Annotated in this window: 20 protein-coding genes, 2 rRNA genes and 1 pseudogene; 14 read left to right on the top strand and 9 right to left on the bottom strand. The window is 46.0% G+C overall.

Features of this window, described 5'->3' with window-relative positions; all coding sequences use genetic code 11:
- Positions 1-199: 199 nt before the first annotated feature.
- On the bottom strand, positions 200-1,639 hold the full coding sequence (sufB, locus tag QT994_RS19130; protein ID WP_333051992.1) for a Fe-S cluster assembly protein SufB: 1,440 nt from the start codon (positions 1,637-1,639) through the stop codon (positions 200-202).
- Positions 1,640-1,825: 186 nt separating this feature from the next.
- Between sufB and sufR the strand changes: the two genes are divergently transcribed.
- From sufR to rrf (QT994_RS19105), 5 genes are all read left to right on the top strand, one after another.
- Positions 1,826-2,533, top strand: coding sequence for an iron-sulfur cluster biosynthesis transcriptional regulator SufR (gene sufR, locus QT994_RS19125; protein WP_333177135.1), 708 nt, complete (start codon positions 1,826-1,828; stop codon positions 2,531-2,533).
- Between the two features lie 165 nt (positions 2,534-2,698).
- Entirely contained in the window at positions 2,699-3,106 is a 408-nt protein-coding gene (locus QT994_RS19120) for a hypothetical protein (RefSeq protein ID WP_333177133.1), read from the top strand.
- Between the two features lie 196 nt (positions 3,107-3,302).
- Positions 3,303-3,419 (top strand): 5S ribosomal RNA (gene rrf, locus QT994_RS19115).
- Positions 3,420-3,627: 208 nt separating this feature from the next.
- Positions 3,628-3,816, top strand: a complete 189-nt coding sequence (locus QT994_RS19110) for a hypothetical protein (protein WP_333177130.1) — start codon at positions 3,628-3,630, stop codon at positions 3,814-3,816.
- A gap of 196 nt (positions 3,817-4,012) precedes the next feature.
- Positions 4,013-4,129 (top strand): 5S ribosomal RNA (rrf, locus tag QT994_RS19105).
- Between the two features lie 158 nt (positions 4,130-4,287).
- Here rrf (QT994_RS19105) and QT994_RS19100 read toward each other — a convergent pair.
- The 4 genes and pseudogenes from QT994_RS19100 to QT994_RS19090 form a co-directional block, all read right to left on the bottom strand.
- A complete protein-coding gene (locus QT994_RS19100; RefSeq protein WP_333177127.1) occupies positions 4,288-6,150 on the bottom strand; it encodes an ATP-binding protein in 1,863 nt (620 codons plus the stop codon).
- Between the two features lie 158 nt (positions 6,151-6,308).
- Positions 6,309-6,464, bottom strand: a pseudogene (locus QT994_RS27895) (DUF6753 family protein); the annotation flags it as partial.
- Between the two features lie 47 nt (positions 6,465-6,511).
- Entirely contained in the window at positions 6,512-6,682 is a 171-nt protein-coding gene (locus tag QT994_RS19095) for a hypothetical protein (protein WP_333177124.1), read from the bottom strand.
- A 187-nt stretch (positions 6,683-6,869) separates the two neighbouring features.
- Positions 6,870-9,254, bottom strand: a complete 2,385-nt coding sequence (locus QT994_RS19090; protein WP_333177121.1) for a hypothetical protein — start codon at positions 9,252-9,254, stop codon at positions 6,870-6,872.
- Positions 9,255-9,642: 388 nt separating this feature from the next.
- On the opposite strand from QT994_RS19090, the gene nadC reads away from it, so the two are divergent.
- Complete coding sequence (gene nadC / locus QT994_RS19085) at positions 9,643-10,503, top strand: carboxylating nicotinate-nucleotide diphosphorylase (protein ID WP_333177118.1); 861 nt, start codon at positions 9,643-9,645, stop codon at positions 10,501-10,503.
- 223 nt (positions 10,504-10,726) lie between these two features.
- On the opposite strand, the gene QT994_RS19080 is transcribed toward nadC, so the two are convergent.
- Together QT994_RS19080 and QT994_RS19075 are read right to left on the bottom strand one after the other, a co-directional pair.
- On the bottom strand, positions 10,727-11,755 hold the full coding sequence (locus QT994_RS19080) for a C39 family peptidase (protein ID WP_333177115.1): 1,029 nt from the start codon (positions 11,753-11,755) through the stop codon (positions 10,727-10,729).
- A 506-nt stretch (positions 11,756-12,261) separates the two neighbouring features.
- Positions 12,262-13,590, bottom strand: coding sequence for a pitrilysin family protein (locus tag QT994_RS19075; RefSeq protein WP_333177112.1), 1,329 nt, complete (start codon positions 13,588-13,590; stop codon positions 12,262-12,264).
- Positions 13,591-13,828: 238 nt separating this feature from the next.
- Here QT994_RS19075 and QT994_RS19070 point away from each other — a divergent pair, with 238 nt between their 5' ends.
- Complete coding sequence (locus QT994_RS19070; protein ID WP_333177110.1) at positions 13,829-14,701, top strand: ABC transporter permease; 873 nt, start codon at positions 13,829-13,831, stop codon at positions 14,699-14,701.
- 665 nt (positions 14,702-15,366) lie between these two features.
- Here the strand turns inward: QT994_RS19070 and QT994_RS19065 are convergent.
- Positions 15,367-15,453, bottom strand: coding sequence for a DUF1348 family protein (locus QT994_RS19065; protein ID WP_333177187.1), 87 nt, complete (start codon positions 15,451-15,453; stop codon positions 15,367-15,369).
- 49 nt (positions 15,454-15,502) lie between these two features.
- Between QT994_RS19065 and QT994_RS19060 the strand changes: the two genes are divergently transcribed.
- From QT994_RS19060 to QT994_RS19030, 7 genes are all read left to right on the top strand, one after another.
- Positions 15,503-15,667 carry a hypothetical protein gene (locus QT994_RS19060; protein WP_333177107.1) on the top strand — a complete coding sequence of 55 codons (165 nt, stop codon included), beginning with the start codon at positions 15,503-15,505 and terminating at the stop codon, positions 15,665-15,667.
- 405 nt (positions 15,668-16,072) lie between these two features.
- The gene (gene modA / locus QT994_RS19055) at positions 16,073-16,861 is read left to right on the top strand and encodes a molybdate ABC transporter substrate-binding protein (protein ID WP_333177105.1); all 789 of its coding nucleotides are present in this window, start codon (positions 16,073-16,075) and stop codon (positions 16,859-16,861) included.
- 27 nt (positions 16,862-16,888) lie between these two features.
- A complete protein-coding gene (locus tag QT994_RS19050; RefSeq protein ID WP_333177102.1) occupies positions 16,889-19,399 on the top strand; it encodes an ATP-binding protein in 2,511 nt (836 codons plus the stop codon).
- 60 nt (positions 19,400-19,459) lie between these two features.
- Positions 19,460-20,752 (top strand): response regulator, encoded by a 1,293-nt coding sequence (locus tag QT994_RS19045; RefSeq protein WP_333177100.1) that lies wholly within the window; start codon positions 19,460-19,462, stop codon positions 20,750-20,752.
- 1,066 nt (positions 20,753-21,818) lie between these two features.
- The gene (locus tag QT994_RS19040; RefSeq protein WP_333177097.1) at positions 21,819-22,028 is read left to right on the top strand and encodes a DUF2997 domain-containing protein; all 210 of its coding nucleotides are present in this window, start codon (positions 21,819-21,821) and stop codon (positions 22,026-22,028) included.
- 39 nt (positions 22,029-22,067) lie between these two features.
- Entirely contained in the window at positions 22,068-22,454 is a 387-nt protein-coding gene (locus QT994_RS19035; protein ID WP_333044208.1) for a DUF1257 domain-containing protein, read from the top strand.
- 77 nt (positions 22,455-22,531) lie between these two features.
- A complete protein-coding gene (locus QT994_RS19030) occupies positions 22,532-23,002 on the top strand; it encodes a ferredoxin (protein WP_190662288.1) in 471 nt (156 codons plus the stop codon).
- Positions 23,003-23,096: 94 nt separating this feature from the next.
- Here the strand turns inward: QT994_RS19030 and QT994_RS19025 are convergent, their stop codons facing one another.
- Positions 23,097-23,378, bottom strand: a complete 282-nt coding sequence (locus QT994_RS19025) for a YiaA/YiaB family inner membrane protein (RefSeq protein WP_333036187.1) — start codon at positions 23,376-23,378, stop codon at positions 23,097-23,099.
- Positions 23,379-23,870 lie beyond the last annotated feature (492 nt).

The raw sequence follows: 23,870 nt of genomic DNA, 5'->3' as shown, positions 1-23,870 counted from the left end.
AAACCGATAGTCCGCCAGGGAATGAATTCCCTGTCTCAAAGCTAAAGTCCTCTGAAGAGGACTGAGAAGAAAATTTTTAAACTCATTAGTCCTGTTTAGAGGAGTTTAGCTATTAGCCAAGGAATTCATTTCCTGGCGGAGGGGGAGGTTAACTTGTCACCGATGGACTCGGCCTGGAAGGGTTTATCGGCCGCGAAAATTATCCGACACTTCCTTCCAGCTTCAGACTCAACAGCTTATCAGCTTCCGCCGCAAATTCCATCGGTAACTGATTGAAAACATCTTTACAGAAACCGCTAATCATCATCGAAATAGCATTTTCTGCGGAAATTCCCCGCTGTGCGAAGAAAAACAATTGCTCTTCCCCAATCTTAGAAGTAGAAGCTTCGTGTTCGACTTTAGCAGTGTGGTTCTGCACTTGAATATAAGGGAAAGTATTCGCTTGAGCGTTATCCCCAATCAGCATCGAATCGCACTGAGAATAATTGCGAGAGCCTTTAGCATTAGGCCCCATTTTCACCAAGCCGCGATAGCTGTTAGATGAATTCCCCGCCGAAATTCCCTTAGAAATAATCGTGCTGCGAGTATTTTTGCCAACGTGGATCATTTTGGTTCCGGTGTCAGCTTGCTGTTTGTTGTTTGTCAACGCTACCGAGTAGAATTCGCCCACCGAGTTGTCGCCAACTAAAACGCAACTGGGATATTTCCAAGTAATCGCGGAACCAGTTTCTACTTGTGTCCAAGAAATCTTAGAATTGACTCCTTGACACAAACCCCGTTTCGTCACGAAGTTGTAAATACCGCCTTTGCCGTTGGCGTCGCCAGCGTACCAGTTTTGCACTGTGGAGTATTTGATATCCGCATTGTCCATTGTTACCAATTCCACGACGGCGGCGTGCAGTTGATTGGTGTCAAACATCGGCGCGGTGCAGCCTTCTAGGTAAGACACAGAACTGTTTTCTTCTGCGACAATTAAAGTGCGCTCAAACTGGCCGGAATCTCCGTTGTTGATGCGGAAATAGGTTGACAATTCCATCGGGCATTTGACGCCTTTGGGAATGTAAACAAAGGAACCGTCGCTGAATACGGCGGAGTTGAGGGCTGCGAAAAAGTTATCCCCGACTGGTACGACGCTGCCGAGATATTTTTCTATTAGTTCGGGATAATCTTTGACGGCTTCTGAGATGGAACAGAAAATAACACCATCTTTGGCTAACTTTTCTCTAAATGTTGTGGCAATTGAAACGCTGTCGAAAACGGCATCGACGGCAACATTTCCGAGCCGTTTTTGTTCGGATAGGGGAATGCCGAGTTTCTCGAAGGTTTCTAGCAGTGTCGGGTCTACTTCGTCCAAACTGTTGAGCTTTTTGGGCTTTTGTTTGGGCGCGGAATAGTAGATAATTTGTTGGTAGTCGATCGCGGGATAGTTGACGTGGGGCCAGGTGGGCTCGGTCATTGTCAACCACTTCCGGTATGCTTTGAGGCGGAATTGCAGCATGAATTCCGGTTCGTTTTTCTTGGCGGAAATCAGGCGGACTACATCTTCGCTTAAGCCGCGGGGGATGGTGTCTGACTCGATGTCGGTGACGAAACCGTATTTATAGGGCTGGTTGACTAGGGTTGTGACTGTAGAGCTCATTAATTTTGCGCTTTCGAGTGTTCTGGATATGTCTCTCAAAGATGGCAGACGTGGAACTGTCGGGGGCCCGGCGAGTTCTGGGGGCTGCTCTGGGAAGTTAAACAACTGATTTGTTGCTTTAGTATATTTTAAGCTACATTAACAACAGTGATATTGTCAAAGTCAAATTAATAATTTTTTGTGAAGATGATGGAGACTACTCAGCAGACTTCCACGAAACAAGACATCCTGCAATATTTGCTCAAGGGGGGGCAGGGGACGGCTCTTGAGTTGGCGGAGTCTTTGGATATCAGTCCGCAGGCGATTCGCCGTCACTTGAAGGATTTGGAAGCAGAGGGGCTGATTCAGTATCAGTCGGTTCAGGCTGGTATGGGGCGTCCTCAGCACATTTATGAGCTTACCAGTCAGGGGCGCGATCAATTCCCGAATCGTTACGGTGATTTTGCAGTCTCTTTCCTGGATACGTTGGCGGAAACCGTCGGCCGCGAGCAAGTGATTACTATCTTGCGAAAACAGTGGCAGCGCAAGGCGACGGAGTATCGCCGGCTGGTGGGTGCGGGTTCGCTGGAAGAGCGGGTGACTAAGTTAATGGAACTCCGCAGGGCTGAAGGTTATATGGCTGAGTGTTATCCTGTAGAATCCGTAGAGGTTGGGATCTGCGATCGCACTGGTTTGGGCGATCGATTTGTGTTGATGGAACACAACTGCGCGATTTCTAATGTTGCTGAAACTTTTCCGAGTGTCTGCGGTAATGAGTTGGAAATGTTTGCGGGGGTGTTGCCGGACTGTACTGTGGAGCGGACTCACTGGATTATAAATGGGGAACACCGCTGCGGTTATTTGATTGCAAGAAGGAAGAAGGAAGAAGGAAGAAGGAAGAAGGAAGAAGGATGAGGGAAGGCATTACAGGGATTTTGACACGGATACACGGATGGGTGTTTTTACTAATTACCAATTACCGACAGCACTACACGGATTTTGACACGGATACACGGATGGGTGTTTTTACGAATTACCGATTACAAATAACAAATAACAAATAACAACTAACTAATAACTATGGAACCGCTAGCAGATTTTTTAAAGCCGGAAGAGTGTGCGGAAGTTGATAGGGCGCTGCTGTCGTCGAAGGAAAAGTTTTCGGCGCGGGTGGCAATTTATGCTTTGAGGGTGCTCAAGCAAATTGCTGGGGAGACTGGTTTGCCGGTGGCTGAGGTGACTAATGGGCAGGTGATGGATTGGATTAAGAATGATGAGAGTATTAAAGGGTCGATCGAACTTGATGCAAGTTTTGAAAACTTTTTTACAAATTTGGTGGTGGCGTCCTTGCGGCCTTTGAGGCAAATTGCGACAGAAGCCGAGATCGGGATCGAACAATTAACAGTTAAGCAGGTTGTGGCGTGGTTTGTGAAGGACGGGAAGATTCGCAGAGAACAGGGAACCGCGGCGGCGTTTTTGGACTTGTGAGTTAAAGGTCGATCGGCCGCACCCCCAAACTCGGCGTCAAACCCCGATAATTCCAGCGGTTTCGGGCGCTCAAAAAAAAAATTTGACTTTGGGGTTGACAGACAGGGGGAAACTTGATAAGGTAATTAAGTCGAGCGAAAGAGATGCAGCGCATCAAACTAAACGCAGACACAGGATTAAAAGTTTTCAAAGCTTTCCTGGTGCTTATGATGTAATGGAACCACTCCGATCCATCCCGAACTCGGTTGTTAAACGTTGCTATGGCGAAGATACTCGGCGGGTCACTGCCCGGTAAAATAGCTCAGTGCCAGGTTAATAATAAATTAAAGCTCTTTTCCCGCAACAACGGAAAAGGGCTTTAGTTTTTTGGGGAGTTATTAGTCATCTACAGAAAAGCTCGTCTAGGGCCGGCAGGAGGCCTAACCCCTACTCCTCACAAGAATTGTTGGAGATGTCTTTGGTGCGAGTTTTGGAGAAATCTCAATATTCTGGGCCAGCAGCAGATGTAGGGTCGATCGAACTTGATGCGAGGAAAGGAAAACTTTTTTACGAATTTGGTGGTGGGGTCTTTGCTGCCTTTGAGGCAAATGGCTGCAGAAGCTGAAAGGGCGATCAAACAATTAACAGTTAAGCAGGTTGTGGCTTGGTTTGTGAAGGACGGGAAGATTCCCACAGAGCACGGTGTCGATGCGGCGTTTTTAGATTTGTGAGTTAAAGGTCGATCGACCACACTGGCAAATAATACGTCAAACTCCGCTATTGGGGGCGGTTTCGGGCGATCGAAAAAAAGTTTTGACCAAGGGGTTGACAGTCTGCGGAAAACTTGATAAGGTAATTAAGTCGAGCGAAAAAGATGCAGCGCATCAAGTAAAACGCAAACACAGGATTAAAAGTTTTCAAAGCTTTCCTGGTGCTTATGATGTAATGGAACCACTCCGATCCATCCCGAACTCGGTTGTTAAACGTTGCTATGGCGAAGATACTCGGCGGGTCACTGCCCGGTAAAATAGCTCAGTGCCAGGTTAATAATAAATTAAAGCTCTTTTCCCGCAACAACGGAAAAGGGCTTTAGTTTTTTGGAGAGTTAGGCGAAAAGAGAAAGTGAATTTTACAACTAAAACCTCATCGCAGATAACCTCAAAAGTCGAACAGAAAACTTTTCGGCGGTGGGGCGCATTGTGTTAGACCGCATCACGCTTTTGCTGTTGGAAAGGGATTTGGATCACAAACTCCGTTCCCTTACCAGGTATTGAGAAGCAATCTAACTTACCGCCATGTTTCTCAGTGACAATCTGATAGCTAATCGGCAGCCCCATGCCCGTTCCCTTACCCACAGACTTTGTGGTGAAGAATGGATCAAAGAGTCGTTTCTGAACAGATTCAGGCATTCCCATTCCGTTATCAGAAATTGCAATTTTTACCCACTTTGAATCAATCATGGCAGTCCGAATGGTAATCAGGTTGGGATTTTCCTTGATCTCCTGATAGGTTCGTTTGACGTTGGCTTCTTCCAGCGCATCAATGGCATTTGCCAGGATGTTCATAAACACCTGATTGATTTGACCGGGATAGCATTCTATTAGCGGTAGATTACCATAATCACGAATTACTTGAATCGCTGGACGCTCTGCTTTATCTTTCAAGCGATGCTGCAAAATCAACAACGTACTATCAATGCCCTCATGAATATCTACCGCTTTGAAGTCAGCTTCATCCATTCGTGAAAAGTTGCGGAGTGACAAAACAATCTGACGAATGCGATCGGTGCCGAGTTTCATGGAGTCGAGGATTTTAGGTAGATCGGTTTGGATAAACTCCATATCAATATCTTCCGCCTCAGCTTGGATTTCGGGTGCGGGGTCGGGATAGTGATTCTGGTAGAGTTGCACCAAACCTAATAAATTGTGGGCGTATTCCTGCACATGATTCAGGTTGCCGTGAATGAAGTTGACTGGATTGTTGATTTCGTGTGCCACCCCTGCCACCATTTGCCCCAAAGCAGACATCTTTTCGCTTTGCACCATCTGAACCTGAGTGCGTTGCAGTTGCTCTAAGAGTTGTTGCAACTGGGTATTTTTGTCGCTGAGCTCTTGGGTTCTTACCTCGACTTGAGATTCCAGGGTTTGGCTGTAGTTTTCGAGTTGTTCGTTGGCTGTTTTCTGTTGCTGTAACAGTTGTTGAACAGCGCGAATTAATTGGTTAAAGGCATTGGCAAGCGTTCCAATCTCATCATCTTGCTCAACAGTCGCTTGTAACTCAAAATTAGATTCTTCAGTAGTTCGTCTGGCAACGCTGGTCAGAGATTGAATGGGTTGGGCAATTGCTCGGCTGGTCAAAACTGCCAAAAGAATGGCGATCGCAACAGACAATCCGATACTTGCAACCACCACTTTCTCAGCAAATTCACTAGCCTGTTGATCAGACCTTGTTGCTACATCAAGTTTGTGGTAAGCTTGGTCAATTAAACCCACCAAATCATCGGAGATGCCATCGAATTCAAGCGCCACATCGCTGTTGGTAAATTCCAACATCAGTGCTTGGGCTTGCTCAACATCAGTGGGTGACGCAAGATTCAGACTGCGAATTCGTTCAACTCGGCGTTCTAATTCCTGTGAGTAGAGTTGTGGTATACCCTCATAGGTTTGGAACAAGTCTGTAATCGTTGCTTGACGCACACCAGCTTGTAGGGTTCGAGACTTTGCCACAAATGCCTTAAGTTCAGCCCAAATTTCTTGAATTTCAGTTTCATGCTTCAGCAGGTGAGCATATTCATGCTGAAATTTTTTTGGGTATCGCACTAGAGGGATGAGTTGTTGTTGATGGGTTCGGGCTTGGAGAACACGAGATTGCAGACGATGCAGAAGTTCCACTTCGTTACGCGCGTGTTGTTCTCCCTTTTCAGTCTCTTGTTGATAACGATCGCCAACTCCAAAACCAGCAATTGTTCCACACACAGCAATGCTGAGAGCAAGGGTGTATCCTAAACCGATCTTTTGCCCAACTCTGAGACTGGATAACCGTTGTCCTAAACTCTGGCGCACCATATAACCTTCTCTACCCCTACAGGAGATTTGCTTGACCGAGTGCTCCCTATTTGCTCATTTTAAGCCTTTAAGTTTGAAAACGGAAAACTCCTATGTTTACGATAGGTTTTCCCTTACAGGGTTTACGTCTTGAATTTACGCTTTTCTAAAGGTTCTACCTAAATTGTGCAGAACCCCGAAGTAGCTGACCACCCCGCCACTTCCAAATTTACTCCCAAACGCCGAACATCTTTTTTGCATTCTAAATTAGCACAACTATCAGAATTCCACCCGATCGAATTTCGTGCAAACTTCCCCTCAGCGCTACTTGCCCACCGTAAAGTCTCCGGCTAGTCTTGAGTTAGATGAACTGGTATAGCTTTTACTGTAGCTTAAATTCGCTATCCGACTCATTAGTCATTACTTCCAAGCGATCGACTTCCTCGAACCTTTTTGCCCAAGCTTTAGCAATATCGTCTAGGAGTTTGGGTTCAGCTATTCTATTTTGGTGCTTGTGCATCACAAAGACCAGGAAGTCGCTGATTTCTTGCAAGAATGATTCTGGAAGTTGCTCCAATTAGGGCGATCATAATATCACAAATAGTCATTCTAATTGCCTCTTTAATTCGTCTTTTTTTTAATACAATCATAACAAGCGATCGCCCTTAATTTTAGCAGTCAATAGTGGGCGATCGCCTTCCGCCTTCCTCATAGTCCGAATCGCGGGCAAAAGTTGCTGCCTAAACAGTGCTATATTTTTGGCTAATTTGTCGAAGCAATTTAGTGAAATTGTCCTTGTCAGATTCGTTTAGAAACCTATCTACTACCTCTTTTAACCTAGACAAGTCATTGGTATAGTTCTTGTCAGATAGCTGTGACACTAATTGAGACGAGAAAAATTTTACTAAATCAGGTTCATTAGATAAGACATCTACAACATCTTTCAACTTAGACAAGTTCTGACTGTACTTCTCGTCTGATAGAATAGCTACTGCATATTTTAATTGTGGCAACTTGTTTTTATACTTCTCATTAGAAACCAGATCCGATAAGTTTTTGTCACTTCCCACTAAAGTTACTAACTCTTGCAACTTAGATAAATTGGTAGAGTATTTCTCGTCTGACAAAATATCTACTACCTTTTTCAACTTAGACAACTCCTGTTTCTGCTTCGCCTCAGATAGCAGTGAAGTTAATTTGCTTTCCGTCTTGACAAATTTTGCTAAATTTTCATAGTTAATGGCATCAGCTTCTGAAAGAATTATTTTCCAAGCCATTTTTGCGTTTGTAAATACAACCCCCTCTTTTGCATCTTTAAAAACACTGTTGTCTATCAAAGCGATTACTTTTTCTCCAGAGTCAAGAGATAGCCATGAAGACAGCGCTTTGGATAGTTTATCTAATGGAATATTAGGAGCAGAAAATCCATCTTTAATACCATTTGTGGGACTTACATTCTTTTGTAAAAATTTTCCCAAATCATCCGCAATGATATTTTCAGTATAGGTGTAGGTTCGAGTTTCTAACTGGTGCAGCACGGATGAATCGCGACTCTTTCCACCTTTGAGTAATGACCAAATTAAAAAGGCTGTACCTGATGCAACAAGAGCAGCGCCGCCAGTCATTACACTGAGTCCACCAATAGTCGAGATGGTAGCAGTGATAGCAGCAGCACCGGACAATGTACCTGCAGCTCCCAAAGCACTCGCAGCAGTCCAAGCAGCCAAAATAGTTGCAGTACCGGCGACTGTTCCTGTACCAATTGCAATTCCCAGATTTTTTTGGTCTTCCCTGTCCATTTCTGAGACTAACGCAATAGACAGCAGCCCTGCGGCTCCAATTAGCGCGGCTCCTCCTGTTGCTACTGCTAAACCACCCAGCATTCCTAAACCACCAGCCGCGACAGAACCACCACCTAAAACAGCTAAAGTCGCGTTGGTTGCAGCCGCGCCAGATAAACTGCTAATACTAACACCCGTTGCTGTTTCTGCTCCAAGTGTACTCAACACTCTCGTAGCTTGTGGAACAATTGCTGCTCCTTTGTCTTTAGCATCCGTCAGTTGCTCTTTGAATGCTTGAGCAGTTTGGACAAAAGCATCGGCTTTTTCACCAGAAGCAATTTGATTCTCTAAATTTTGTTTCCTTGCTATTGAGTAAACAGCTTTAGCATTTTCTGGGATTTTGGCTTTGTTAATGAAGGAGTCTAGCGAGTTCAAAGTTGCGGCATCTTCTACTGTCTTGCCGTCGCGCACCTGCTGATATATTGACTGGTAATTTTGCTTTTGTTCAGCACTCAATTGGCTGTCATTAATTTGTTTGACCAGAATAAAATCAACTGTTAAGCCTCTTGAATTGGCACTGGACAAAGAGTAACTCTGTTTTATTTCTAAAGGCAGCGCCGAACTTGCCACGATTGAGTCCATATCTGTGAGTGCTTTAAAGTCAGGAACAGGTTCGCCGGCGCGGACGTATGCAAAAGTTCCTCTGATTAGTTTCTTCTCTGCCTCAGTCAGTTTAGATTGAGCCAATGTCGATTCAATGGCTTGCCAAATTCCGACCAGGCGTGAATTGGTACTGGCGATTTGGTAACGCTCTTGAATTTGGCTGCCCAGTTTGGAAGAATATATAACATAATCCAGAAAATCCAAGGCGATCAGATCATCAATGTACTCACCATCCTCGATTTGCTCATAAACAAATTTGCATTTAGCTTTGCTTGCTTCTTCGACAAATTGCGTCTTTTTGTCAATTTCTTGATAAATTTCCTCTTTTATCCCGAGTTGTCTATCGTATAAGGTATGTAAAACTACAGTAATATCTTTACCGTCTTGACCGCGCCCTTTGATGGTAATCTCTTGGCTATCTTGAGCTTTGGAGGGAATTTCCACCTGGCAAGGTTCTCCCGATCGCAAAGTAAAAGTTTGCTTTCCTCCTACTCGGGCTGTGGTATAAGGAACAAAAATATGATAGTTCTCCAAGGTAGAGAAATTTTTGCCTAATCCCTCGCTATCAGCCATAGCGCTAGCTGGATCAAGCAAGTCTTTTGTCAATAAACCCAAAGTACCTAAAGCAACATAACTAAGAAAAGAGCGACGGTTGAGAGGAGAAATATTTAGGTGAGTCATAACTGAGTATTTGTAGCTTGAATGCAGTTTTTAGGCGAAATAATCAAATCCGAACTCTAATTTATCAAGTTCGTTACTTCCAAATTTACTAGCAAACTTACCCTTAGCCCTAGTGGCTCACCCCAAAGCCTCTGCTTGCTCATAAATCAGATGAGCTTGTTTCTTTGGCGCCAATTTTCCTTGCGACAAAGCAAACTCACTCTATTAAATCACCGACACCCAACGTTGTCAACAGGTGATTGACTACAAAACTGCGCCTGTTGAGCAAACTGTAATTAAGCCAACAAGGACATCCGCGTGGCCATCCTTATTTTGCAACTTGCCTAAAATTACCCGATCAACTATTCTTCCTAGTAGATATGATCTTGATATAACAACTGACAAAAACATGACAGCAATATTACCGCCTTGGATAGTTTTAGACTCCCTATTGCACAAGTGGCTACTAGAAGATATCGGTAGGGGCGATCGCACAACATCGGCCTTATTTCCCGCAAACAGCATCCAGGGTACGGCTAAATGGATTGTCAAAGAAGCTGGAGTCATTGCCGGATTGCCAATTGCCGATCGCACATTTAAACTTTTAGACAGCGGCCTCAGTTTCATCCCCCAAGTACCAGAAGGGAAACTGTGCGATAAAGGAGAAGTAATTGCCGAGATTTCCGGCAATTTCGATGCGCTGCTAACGGGAGAAAGAGTAGCATTAAACTTGGCAATGCGTTTGAGCGGCATCGCTACTTTAACTCAAAAATATGTTGACAAAATTGCCGATTTGCCCGTGCAATTAGTGGATACGCGCAAGACAACGCCGGGATTGAGATTGTTGGAAAAATACGCAACTCAAGTCGGCGGTGCTAGCAATCACCGGATGGGATTAGATGACGCGGTGATGATTAAAGACAATCACATTGCGGCGGCTGGGGGAATTGCAGAGGCGATCGCCCTAATTCGCAATTCTATTCCCTATCCGCTGACAATCGAAGTCGAAACCGAAAGTCTCGCCGAAGTAGAAACAGCTTTGCAGCACAAAGCCGATATTATCATGTTAGATAATATGTCCTTTGATTTGATGCGACAGGCAGTGGCAATAATTCGCCAACAGAGCGATCGGGTAAAAATTGAAGCTTCCGGCAATGTTACTTTAGAAACAATTAGAAGTGTAGCCGAAACCGGAGTTGACTATATTTCTACCAGTGCTCCGATTACGCGATCGACTTGGCTGGATTTGAGCATGAAAATTAATAATTAGTTGACTGTTGACTGTTGACGGTTGACTGTTGTGATATCAAATCAGGGTTAAATACTTCCTTTATCTCTTAGTCTCCCGTTGCCCGGACTTCGTTTGTGTACTCGCGTTGGTAGCGGTTTCAACCGCTTAGTGATAAAGAAGTTAATGAACCCGGATTTAGTATCATTAGTCAGTAGTAACAAGGCCAATTCCCAATTCCCAATTCCCAATTCCCAATTTCCAATTACTTGGAGATAAAATGAACCCAAAAATTCCCGTCAGGCATACAGAGGCTGCGGATTAAGCGGTAAGTATAGTGCAAGTAAGCACCGCTGACACTTGTATCGTAGCCACTTCGGAACCACTCGCCATAGGGATCGTGAACGAAGAATCCCTCGCTGTCGTAGCCTGCGACAACTATAATGTGACCGAAAGACGTGAAGTACCCGTGGATGACAGCGGGATTTCCGGTGGCTAGCCAATCTTGAACGTCATCAACAGTTGCATTCTCGGTAAAGAAATCTTGAGCGCCGTAATCTCTAACAATCTTTGCTAAATCGTAGGGGTCCCAGCGACTGTAACCTTTGGCGATCGCATATTCGTAGAGTTCGTCTTCATATTGCCCGGTTTGTTTGCGCCGTGGCACCTTCAAAAAGTCCATACACATCGCTAATGAAGTTACATTGCAAGAACCTGTAGGATTGTTCAAGTTATCCATTTGCGAGTGATAAGGAATGCCAAGCCTGACAGTTGGGGGATTCGGTTTCGGAAAAAACAGAACGCTGTCTTGAGTAATTTGAGCGTGTGCTCCGAAAACATACCAAATTCCTGAACTTTTGAAAGACTCGTTGCGGAGAGCAACTCTGATGTGACCGCGAGCCGGAGCAAAAGCCAAGATCTCAAACTCTTTTCCGGCTGGTATTACTTGTTTTTCCGAGTCCTGAAGTTGAGAAGACGCCAGCGGTTTTGATTTAAAAATGGTGTCTCTGAGCGTTTTCAGGATGAGGGGATGTGTGGGAATCTCCTCTGGTTTGGTTTCAATCAGCTTTTTGGCTGTGACTGCTCCCAAAAAACCCGGTTCGCCGCACTTCATCAGAGTTTGAAATCGGTGGAGGGTGGCGGTAGAGAGAGGACCAAAAATTGCGTCTACGGGAGGTTTGAGTAAACCCAGGTCAATGAGGCGGCTTTGAATTTGGCCACTGAGTTCGTCGTCAGCAGCGATTGCTTTGGCATCGTACCTAATTTTTGAGTTGAGAAAGTTTTGTAGTTTCATGCTTGCGTGCCCCTGTCAATCGATTTTAGATTTTAGATTTTAGATTTTAGAATTACGATCGCCGATAAATCCGGTTTCCCTAGACTAAATTGCTTGCTCGTCAATAATTCCCAGTTTATCGTCTCATAAAATTACGGTAATTGTGCCCCTGCCAATCGATTTTAGATTTTAGATTTTAGATTTTAGATTTTAGATTTTAGATTTTAGATTTTAGAATTACGATCGCCGATCAACCCGGTTTCCCTAGACTAAATTGCTTACTCGTCAATAATTCCCAGTTTATCGTCTCATAAAATTACGGTAATTTTGCCGATCGCCCATACCTTAAAGGCTTCATATTAATTATTTGATACAAAACCTTCAAGGCGAGAGCCGATCGAATTTCACGCACTATTGACTAAAAATCCCTCGTGCGCGTTGACATTGTTTCTGCCGAATGCCGAGTGCCGTTTGATCACTCAAAAGCAGAGGGATGGGAGAATTGCCCTGTTGAGGCGAAGTCAGATTTATGCTTCGTCCGGGCGAATTACCACAACACCCATTGCGTCGGGAGACAGATATTTGACGGCTGCTTCTCGGAGATCCTCGGCAGTCTGAGCTTGGATGCAGGCGGCATAGTTGAGGGCGGGAGCGATATCCCCTACCATCGACTGATAGTAACCGTACAAACTTGCTCGATCGCTCGGAGTTTCGTTACCAAAGATAAACCGATTTGCTACTTGGGTGCGAATGCGGGAAATTTCGGCATCTGTCACCAGTTCGGTTTGGAGAGTGCGGATGTGTTGGACGATCGCAGCTTCCACTGCTGGCAAGTTTTCTGTCGGTAGTTGAGCGGAAATTGAGAATACGCCGCCGAGTCGCTGAGTCATGTTGCTGACCGAAATTGAGGAGACTAGCCCTTTTTCCTCGCGCAATTCCTGAACCAAGCGAGTTGTGCGGCCGTGACCCAATATAGTCGCCAAAACGTCCAGGGCATAAGTTTCGGACATTTCCATGAAACCTGGCACTCGCCACATCACGATCAGTCGGGCTTGCTGAAGGGCAGAGTCTACAAATTCGCGGCGGACTGTTTCTGTAAACGGCGATTCTTGGCCGTAGTTTAGGATTTCGGGTTCTGGGTGAAATTTGCCGACAGCAGGCACATTTATTTTGTTGTTTTGTGCTGTACTTTTTGCTGCAAAACTGTCTGCGACAATTTCTATTAGTTGCTCGACTGGCAAATTGCCTACAGCTACGGCTGTCATGGCCCCTGGGTGATATCTGCTGCTGTGGAAATCCCGCATTTGTTGGGCTGTCAACTGTTCGATTACCGCAGTCGGCCCGAGTACCGGTCGCTTGTAGGGCAGGACTTCAAATGCTAATTCCATCGATCGCTGATAGGTGCGGCGGCGGGGATTGTCTTCCGATCGTCTAATTTCTTCTAAGACTACCAGCCTTTCGCGATCGAAGGCGTCGTCGGGAATGCTCGCATTCAGCAACACATCGACTTGCAGGGGAGCTAGTTCGGCAAAATCTTTAGGGGCTGTGGTGATGTAATAGTTAGTGTAATCTTGGCTGGTGGCAGCATTGGTGACAGCGCCGCGTTGCTCGATCGCGCGCTCAAATTCGCCACTAGGAATGCTCGGAGTTCCCTTAAAAATCATGTGTTCTAAAAAGTGAGCCATCCCGTTAATGTCGTCTGGTTCGACGGCTGAGCCTAAATTGAGCCACACGCTGAGGTTAACAGCATCGACCGGCAAGTGTTCGGCTATAACGGTGAGGCCGTTGGGGAAATGGCGGATTGTTGGGGCGTTGAGGGGCGATCGAGCTGAGGTTTTGAGTAAGGTTGATGTCATTGCGCTTTTAAATTGATCTTGTTCTCTATATCTTAAAGCGTCTTTAACGAAGGGCTCAGGCATTCGGCATTGGGCGCGAAAAAGCAATTGGATATGGACGGTAATGCACGTACCGAGTTTTTGGTCTCCCGGAAGAAGTCTTGTTAATGTATTTCTGCGATCGCGATCGTTAATTTATCCTAATAATTGCCCAAGTCCTCAGTTTTTTTGGTGACAGCAAAAGATGGAAAATCGAAGATTGAATAACAACTTAGTATTTCCTCAAGCAGCTTTTCAACGATTTTGGCGATCGACTTCGGGGAAAATCGGCTTAATTTTGACTGTAGCGCTGATGATCTCGGCACTGTTGGCCCCCCTACTTTCTCCTTACGATGCTGCGGTTGATCGAGATTATTTGTTGCGCTTGGTGGCTCCTAGCGCTAAACATTGGTTTGGCACCGACGGTTTGGGGCGAGATTTGTTGGTGCGGGTGTGGCACGGATTGGGGATATCTTTACTTGTTAGCCTGGTTTCTGTGGGTGCGGGTTTAATTGTGGGAGCGCTTTTGGGGCTGGTGGCCGGGTATTTTCGGGGGTTGCTGGAAATGGCGATCGGCACTTTGGCGGATATTTTGTTAGCTTTTCCTTCGATTTTACTGGCGATCGCCGTTGTTACCGTCACCGGGCCTAGCTTGCAAAGCGTAATTATCGCTGTCAGCGTCGTGCAAATTCCGATTTACATTCGCTTAACTCGCAGTATGGTGCTGTCTCTGCGGGAACAAGAATTTGTTTTAGCTGTCAAGGCCTTGGGCGCAAGCGACTTGCGGATTATTTTTCGCCACATTTTGCCGGGAAGTCTCGCGCCTCTAGTTGTACAAGCAACTCTTTCGACTGGTACGGCCACACTAGAAGCAGCAGGTTTAGGTTTTTTGGGTTTGGGCGCACAGCCGCCCGCCCCTGAGTTGGGGACGATGCTTTCTGATGCTTTTAAGGGCGGATACGCTCTTTCGTCTCCTTGGACGATCGTGTTTCCAGGTTTGCTGATTACCTTGACTGTTCTTGGTTTCAACCTTTTAGGCGACGGGCTGCGAGACGCTTTAGACCCCAGATCCAATGCGGAGGCAAGGAAATAGCAATATTCAGGACTTACGCAGCAAGCACAGTATTTGAGCCATACTGTGCTTCCTCTAAAAATTGTTCATGTATTCTCAAACTTTTAGTAACATCTGTAAGTCATATCGTTTCCGGTTGCATCGGTTAACCTGTTCGTGTGGAACGCCTTCGATGCCGATACCGCGAATGTCTGAACCATGTTGCAGCTTTTTTCAGTTATAGTTTGGCAAAATAATCAATAGTAATTTTTCATATACGCATCAGTTTACGACAAGTGTTAACCAGAGATTGTTACATTGGGTACTATCAACAAATAAGCAAGCTTGAACAGCGAATTACAAAAGTTATTAAAAGCGATCGCAAAGCAGGAATTATATCAAATTTGGTTACATCTGAATGATATACAAGTGCGAACATCCCGCTCGATATCGAAAGCAAGGCGTGAGATTGGGAGAGTGAGAGAATTTATCTTTTTCCCTCTTCCCATTTCCCTCTTTCTTCGATATTTTGGGATTATTTCAACGAAAAAATTCGCCGCAGTCTAACCATGGTACCCGTGCTATTCAAAGTACACAAAAATTAGCTTTTTTGTCAAACTCCACAGTTCATTTTTTAAACATTAGTCTAGTTCTTTTGCCCACTTTCTTTTTAATAAAGCTTTGATTTGTTACCTGCCACTGAAAAATTAGGCAGGGTTACGCCACGGTGAATCTTCGGTGTAAGCTAAAGCTACTCGTTTTGGATCGCGAATATTCCAGTCATCTTCTGCGATTTGAACTATCGATTTTAAATGTTAGATTTTAGATTAAAGAATTGAAGCATTGACCCCACGGATAAATTCGGGGGCAAGTTTCATCGGATACACATTTTTTATTTCTGGACGGATGAATCCGGGGGCTTATATCCTGGATGCTTTCGGTCAGGAAATCCAGCAACAGCGAGCAAGCGAAATCACACTCTTTTTTGTCAATTTGCGATCGACTTAGTACCGCGAGGATTAGCCGTTGATTTAGGTGCAGGTTCAGGATTTTAATCGATTGCTTTAGTGGCATTAGGCTTTTCGGTAATCCGTTATGCAATCAACTATCCGAAATAGGTTGACAGTGAGATTTTGCACCATTATAAATAAGCTTTTTATGAACAGGCTTTCCGGCCTGTTCCACAAGAAAATTCACTTTTTGTGGGACAGGCTTTCCGGCCTGTTCTTGAGAATGGTGCAAGATGTGAGTTTACAGGTACTTCAGAACGAGATGATTAAACGATTCGGGTGAATGGGCAGGAAATTATATTAGAGACTTTATATTAGAGACAATCGAGAGTTGCTGTAGTGACTGTTCCGACAGTTACAGCCCCATCCAAGGCTTAGAAACTGAAATCTCACAAAACCTGACATGAAACTCCTCCGATGGCTGACATTGTACTTCCTCTCCTTGACACTCACCCTCTGGCTCGGCAGTTGCTCCTCGGCACCCCAAATCCAGGCGGTGACGCTCAATTTGGCTGCGTCAGGCATGGTTCGCACTGCCGTGGAGGAAATCGATCGACTCTATCAGCAGGAACACCCCCATATCTGGTTGAATCCGACATTTGCCGGAACTACCTTAATCCGGGCAGCCGTTGACCAGGGAGAACCTTTTGATGGGGTTTGGTTCGCCGATATAGCACCGCTGGATGCGTTGCAAGCCCAAGGGCTAATTCTGCCCGAAACCCGTCGGGAGTTAGTGACCACCGATATTGTGGTGATTGCTAAGGCTGATTCTGCGGTCCAACTGACTGATTTGCACGAGTTAGCGAGCGATCGCCTCAAAACGGTGGCAATGGGCAACAAAGACCAGTCGGCGGGCAAATATACCCACGCCATTCTGAGTCGGTTAGGCATCCTTGAGGCAGTGGAGTCCAAGGCAGTCTGGGCAAAGGTGGATGTGCGGGAAGTCTTGCGAGCCGTCGAGCAGGGAGAGGCAGACGTGGGCATTACCTTTCTGCCAGAAGCCAAAGCCTTTGCCAAGGTCAAGGTGTTAGCCACCGTATCGCCCGACCTCTATGAGCCAATTCGCTCCGGTGCCGCTGTGGTTAAAACCTCTTCCCATCTCCAGGAAATGCAGGCGTATCTGGACTTTTTAAGCACCGATCGGGCAATGGCAGTCTTTCAAAAATTTGGACTCCGCCCTCTGCGGTCTTAGATCGACGAAACTAAGCACAAGACAGACATGATCAAACAACAATCTAACTTTCTCAAAACCGTTGCCGGGAGCCTGGGAGCAGCCACTTTCCTGGCATTAGCAGTGAGTGGAGTCGCATTTTGGAGCGCTAACCGCACCTTAGAAACTAACCGCCAGATCGCCGAACATCTAAAAGCGCTCAATAGTTTGAAAGCGTTGACCAGTGCATTTCAAGATGCTGAAAAGATGCAGCGGCAATACCTGCTCACCCAAAACAAAAATGACTTAAGGAAATTAGGGATTCGGACGCTCGATGTCGATCAACAATTGCGACAATTGCAAAGCTTGCTAGAGAACGCTCCCCGCCAACAGGCAGCTACCAAGCGCCTGGAAGAATTTATCCTGCGTCGCCTGGGGGAACTCCGGCAGGGCGTGGAACTCCGGGACACCAAAGGGCTGGCGGCGGCGATCGATCGCACCCCCCCACGACTGCTTGATGAGATTACGTTGCTGACCCAGCAGATCGAAGCGATGGAAACCGTAGCGTGGCGGCAGAAACAGCAAGTTGCCACCCACACAACCCTTCTGGCAATGATGGCATTTCTGGTGGGCATCGCCCTCAACCTAGGAATTATTCTGTGGACTTACCGCCTGATTTGTAATGAAATCCTGAAGCGGAATCAAGCTGAAACCGACCTTCAGCAAAGTAACCAGACGTTTCAAAACCAGACTAGCCTGTTGCAACTAATCCTCAACAGCATGAGCGATGCCGTGATCGTTGTCGATGAAAACGGTCGATTCCTGGTGTTTAACCCCTCTGCCGAGCAGATGTTGGGCAAAATACCCGACGGCGAGCCGGAAGAATGGTCGGAGCAGCATGGACTGTTTCTACCCGATGGGGTAACTCCGCTCCCAACAGAGCAAATTCCCTTAGTGCGGAGTTTACGGGGTGAGCAGGTAGACAATATGGAAATTTTTAGCCGTCCTCGCCATGCCCCAAAGGGTTTCTGGATGACAGCTAGTAGCAGACCGCTCAAAGATGCCAGTGGTGCATTGAAAGGAGGAGTTGTTGTGTGCCGCAATATTAGCGATCGTAAGTCCGTAGAACTAGAGATATTGCGTGCAAAAGAAGCTGCCGAAGTTGCCAACCGCACCAAGAGCCAATTTCTTGCCAACATGAACCACGAACTCCGCACCCCCCTCAACGGCATCCTCGGCTATACCCAAATCCTCCAGCGCGACCCCGCCACCACCGCCAAACAGATGAAGGGATTGGGGGTGATTTATCAATGCGGTTCCCATTTACTCACCCTGATCAACGATATTCTGGATCTGTCCAAGCTGGAAGTGCAAAAGATGGAACTCTATCCCCAGGATTTCCATCTGGCTAACTTCCTCTCTTCTACTGTGGATATTTGCCGCGTCAAGGCAGTACAAAAAGGCGTGGAGTTTCATTACCAGCCCGCCAGCAACCTGCCCACTGCCGTGCATGCTGACGACAAACGCCTGCGCCAAGTGTTGCTCAACCTGCTCAGCAATGCGGTCAAATTTACCGATTTTGGCACAGTCACGTTTCGGGTAGAAGCGGTGGAGTCAGAAGACTCAAATTCAGAACTCAATACTCAAAACTCAAAACTTTCAAGAATTCGCTTCCAAATTAAAGACACTGGCATTGGCATTGCCCCAGAAAAACTATCCACGATTTTCTTACCCTTTGAGCAGGCCGGGAAACGCGATCGCAACATTGAAGGTACTGGACTAGGACTTGCCATCGGTCAACAAATCATCGAGAAGATGGACAGCGAAATTCACGTCGAGAGTCTATTGGGCCAGGGCAGCAATTTCTGGTTTGAGATCGACTTGCTTCCAGCATCGGATTGGACAACACAAAATGCGATCGCCAACCACAAGGTTATTGGCTATCAGGGCGAACGACGCAAAATTCTGGTCATTGACGATCGCCAAGAAAACCGTCTGGTGGCAGTGAATATGTTGGAACCGCTGGGCTTCAAGCTGACAGAAGCTGATAATGGGCAGGCAGGTTTTGATACCACTATCCAGACGCGACCCGACTTGATTATTACCGATGTACATATGGCGATTATGGATGGCTTAGAAATGACCCGTCGCCTGCGACAATTGCCAGATTTTGCCCAAACTCCCATCATTGCCTCCCCTGCTACCCTGTCTCAGGTGGATATACAGGAAAGTCTGGATGCAGGGTGCAATAGCTTTTTCCCCAAACCGATCGAGTTTACTGGGTTGCTTGCCGAATTGCAGCGGTATCTAGAATTGCAGTGGATTTACGAAACCGAAACAGAGGCGACTCAACCCGCTGTCAGCAACGCTGATGAGGTTAGCATGATAATACCGCCTGCTGCTGAACTGGCAACCCTCTATGCTGCGGCTCAGGGTGGTTTTATGACCGATATCCAGCAGGAAGCCCATCGCTTGAAGCAATTAGCACCGGAATATGTTGCCTTTGCGAACCGAGTTCTAGAACTGAGTCAAGAGTTTGATGAGGAAGCCATTGTGCGTCTAATCGAGCCACGGGTTTAGCCACTTAATATCGATTCACCCTCGACCATTCATCCCTTCAATACGTTTAGGAGTTTGCTAATGTCAGTCTCTTCTATCTCTCAAGAAAACACCATTTTAGTCGTAGATGATACGCCAACCAATCTGCAAATATTGTTTGATGTGTTGAGCGAACAGGGCTACCGGGTGGCGATCGCCAAAAATGGTGAAACTGCTCTGCAACGAGTGCAATCGTCTCAGCCAAATTTGATTTTGCTGGATGTGATGATGCCAGGGATCGATGGTTTTGAAACCTGTCAGCGGCTCAAAGCTAATCCCGCCACTCGCGATATTCCAGTTATTTTCATGACCGCCCTTTCCGACTCGGTGGATCAGGTCAAAGGGCTGAGCTTGGGTGCTGTGGACTACATCACGAAGCCGATTAAGTATGAAGAAGTCTTGGCACGGATTCGGGTGCATCTCCAATTGCGGAATGCCACCCGCATCATGGAAGAGCGCACGAATGAACTCAACCAGGCATTAGAAAGTCTCAAGCAAGCCCAAGTCCATCTAGTGCAAGGTGAAAAAATGTCTGCCCTCGGCCAATTGGTGGCGGGAGTGGCACACGAAATCAACAACCCGGTGAATTTCATTCACGGCAACCTGAACCATGTCAAAGAATACACTCAGGAGCTGCTGGACTTGGTGCAACTGTACCAGAAGCACTATCCCAATCCGGTAGCAGAAATCAAAGAGCGGGCAGAATACCTGGAGCTCGAATTTTTGCAAGAGGATTTGTGGAAGATGCTGGGTTCGATGAAAATGGGGAGCGATCGGATTCGCCAACTGGTGCTCTCCCTGCGGAACTTCTCCCGCCTTGATGAGGCCGACTGCAAACCCGTTGATATCCATGCAGGTATCGACAGCACTCTGTTGATTTTGCAACACCGTCTGAAAGCCCGACCCGATTTTCCTGCCATCGAAGTCATCAAAAACTACGGGCAATTACCGGAGGTCGAATGCCACCCCAGTCAACTCAACCAGGTATTCATGAATATCCTCACTAATGCGATCGATGCCTTGCAGACATCAGGTGTCAGGGATAACCAACAACCTACCATTACCATCAGCACTTCGATCGGTAGTGCTAACTCGATCGCGATTAGCATTGCCGATAATGGAGTCGGTATCCCGGAACTCATTCGCTCTAAACTATTCGATCCGTTTTTCACCACCAAACCCGTGGGCAAAGGCACTGGTTTGGGACTGTCGATCAGTTATCAAATCGTCACTGAAAAACACGGCGGCAAGATTGAATGTGATTCCACTCTGGAGAAGGGTACTGAGTTTGTAGTACAGATTCCGCTGCGGCAGGTCATGGCACAGGTTGCTTAAAAGAAGGGTTACGGTTGCCGCAACAATTATCAATCAATTTGAATACTCTTTATCTTAGAGAATAGTAATTAGGATTTTATGGTAATAGGACTTACTCACAAACTAATACTGTAGGGTGTGCATTACGCACCTTAACCCCTACCGATAACGCATTCAACTATTTTTTGTATAAGTCCTGGATCTATTAGCTGGCGCTACGGCGAAGCTAGTTCCATTAATATCATTATCCCTATTTCATTTACTGAGAAATCATCCTTGCTATCATTCACTAATTTAGCCAGAACTGTTCCTGTAAATAGTTTAGTTACGGAAGCGATTTCGTAAATTGTACCAGCATTTAGGAATAGCAGAAACGGTGTCGCTGAGCTTGCCAAATCCTTGGATGTAATGATGCCCTTGCTCAACTACTCCGATCGTTAAAGCCAGGTTTTCTCTCTTTCTTAGATAATCCTGCGTAATTCGATCGATTTGAGACTCACAATTTAGATAAGCCAGGGTTATTAATTGAGACGAATTGATAAGTTATTAGGCAGTAAAAACTGAATACCCAGAGCCCCGACTTTTTTAAGAAGTTGGTATCTAAAGCGCGATCGTATTTTATGTTTACAAAACTTACGCAAAGATCAGCCCAGAGGCATCTAAGTTTTACCGTCACTTTCGATAGAATTCTTCTGGGGTGTCCCGCCCGCCCGAAAAATAACATTTATATGCCGAACAGCTTACTATCTGTAGGGGGAAGCACACGGCACCTTACCCTCGGCCTACTATCTCGCGATCCATCCTCCCTCCCCCAGGATCAATCCCAAATAGCCGTTGCTAATATTCGCGACTCATGTATGACTTGACTGATGTCACAATCTACGCGAAACTTTACATACAACTGATGTATTGCTTCTATTTATTAATAAGTTCTGTTAAGTTGTGACTCAAAACCTATCAATTAGTCAAAATTGATATAGCGCTTTGTCAGTCAGCCAACTCTCAAGAAGCTACTTCAGGAGGCATCGTCCCTGGCTTGCTGGTGTCGGTGTCTGTTCTCAATATTCCTATTCAGTCAGCCCGGATTATGGAAACACTAGAGTTTGTGATCTATCCAGATGGCCGCGTACAGGAAACAGTCACTGGCATTGTCGGTGCTTCCTGCGCTGAGGTAACGGCTGCAATTGAAGCTCAGCTCGGCGTGGTGCTTCATCAAGAGTCAACATCTGAATATTTCACGCAAGCGCTGCATCAGTCAGCGGAAGCGACGGCCCAAGTGGGTTTTAGCGATTGGTAATTTTCTTGTTGAGTTCACTTAATTTTTTTTGGAACTATCATGTCACATTTTAGCCAAATTAAAACCCAGATCCGCAATTTGAATTCTTTGGAAGCTGCTTTAACTGACTTGGGTATCGACTGGAAGTCTGGCCCAACTGAGGTGCGTGGCTATCGCGGCCTAACCAGCACCGCTGAGGTCGTGATTGAGCAAAAAAACGGCTACGACGTAGGTTTTAGCTGGAACGGGACTGAGTATGAATTGGTGGCTGACTTGCAGTTTTGGCAGCAAGCTTGGTCTGTAGACCGTTTTCTGAATAAGGTGACTCAGCGCTACGCTTACCATACTGTAGTGAATGAAAGCGCCAAGCAGGGTTTCCAAGTTTCTGAGCAAAAGCAAAATCAAGACGGTTCTATCCGTTTGGTGGTGCAGCGCTGGTGCGCTTAATAATTTTGCGAGCTTTTTGCAATCTTGTCTCATCAAAGTCCGCTGCTGCGGACTTATTTACTCTTGTGGGGGTCTAAATGTCTGAGCTTTCTGGACTCGGAATAGATACAGCAAGCGATCGCTCTGGTTTAGAGCCGGAGTTGGGGGGATTTTTGCGGGATGCGCCCGATCGCTCTGGTTTGGAACCGGAGTTGGGCGGCGTGTTGCGCCAAAAAGGTGTCTATGTTGATGAGATTACCTGCATTGGCTGCAAGCACTGCGCTCACGTTGCTCGCAATACTTTTTATATTGAACCGGATTACGGTCGATCGCGCGTAGTTCGACAAGACGGGGATTCTGAAGAGTTGATTGCTGAGGCGATCGACACTTGTCCCGTGAATTGCATTCATTGGGTTGATTACACCGAACTCAAGAATCTGGAAGAAGAACGCAAGGATCAGGTGATTCCTGTCGTTGGTTTTCCGGTGGATTTTGCGATGGTTAAGGCCGGTATTCGCCAGCGACAAAAGAATAAGTTGCGCGATCGTAAGTTTAAAGGCAGCCATTGAAATCCCCAATTCACATCCACAGCTTGAAACCTGTGGCTCAAACAACAAAAACAGCCCGCGCGGGCTGTTTTTTGTATACATTGTATAATCAAATTTATTTGAGAGGATGGTGCTCAGCGAGAATTTTCTCAACTCTAGCTTCGTCGATTCTGGCAGTTAATGTTGTTGCCTCGTTGTTATCGCGAATGGTTTTTGCTAAAGTAAAAGACGAGCCGACAGAAAAAGTTAAACCCATACCCATAAAAGCTTTCTGCCAGGGGTCTACCTGTAAATAAATGATACCTACGGTAGTTGCGGAAAGGGCAAGAATAAAAGAAACCCAGCACTGAAGTATCCAAGCATTAGTATCTTTTTGGCGTATGATTTGTTTCTGCATAGTACCTCTAAGTCAAATATATCTTTTGGTTCATTAACTTAAAGAATAGATAGCGTGAGTGAAGCGGTCAGGAGAGGAAGGGACAGTTTCGATAAGTGAACAGTGCGATCGAACTTTTTACTAAAAACTCTAACGCTGTAGATAGGGTTTGAGGCTCAAGAAAGACTCGCAGCGAGTGGACAGTTTGAAAACTCCACTAAGGAAAGCCAGTTTTTTCTCAAAATAGCGTAAGGTGCGCCGAAGAGCACCTTACTTCTCCCAGTCGGCCTCCGCAGACTTCGTTTGACTCTCGACAGCGGTTGAAACCGCCGGGCCTTATCTAGTTCGTTTGTGTAGCCCCGGTTTCAACCGCCGAGTTTTATTTAGGGTTTGCTGAATAATCGATCGCAAACTAAGAACAGAAGCGATCGATATATTCAAACTCAACTAAAGATAGGTTTTTATGTATCGATTCCACCCAATTATAATGGTTAATTATCTTTAACCTAAAAA

Source organism: Microcoleus sp. S13_B4, from assembly GCF_036700885.1.
Taxonomy (GTDB): Bacteria; Cyanobacteriota; Cyanobacteriia; order Cyanobacteriales; family Microcoleaceae; genus Microcoleus.
The sequence above is the reverse complement of the archived record's forward strand: the minus strand, read 5'-3'. Positions and strand labels throughout refer to the sequence as shown.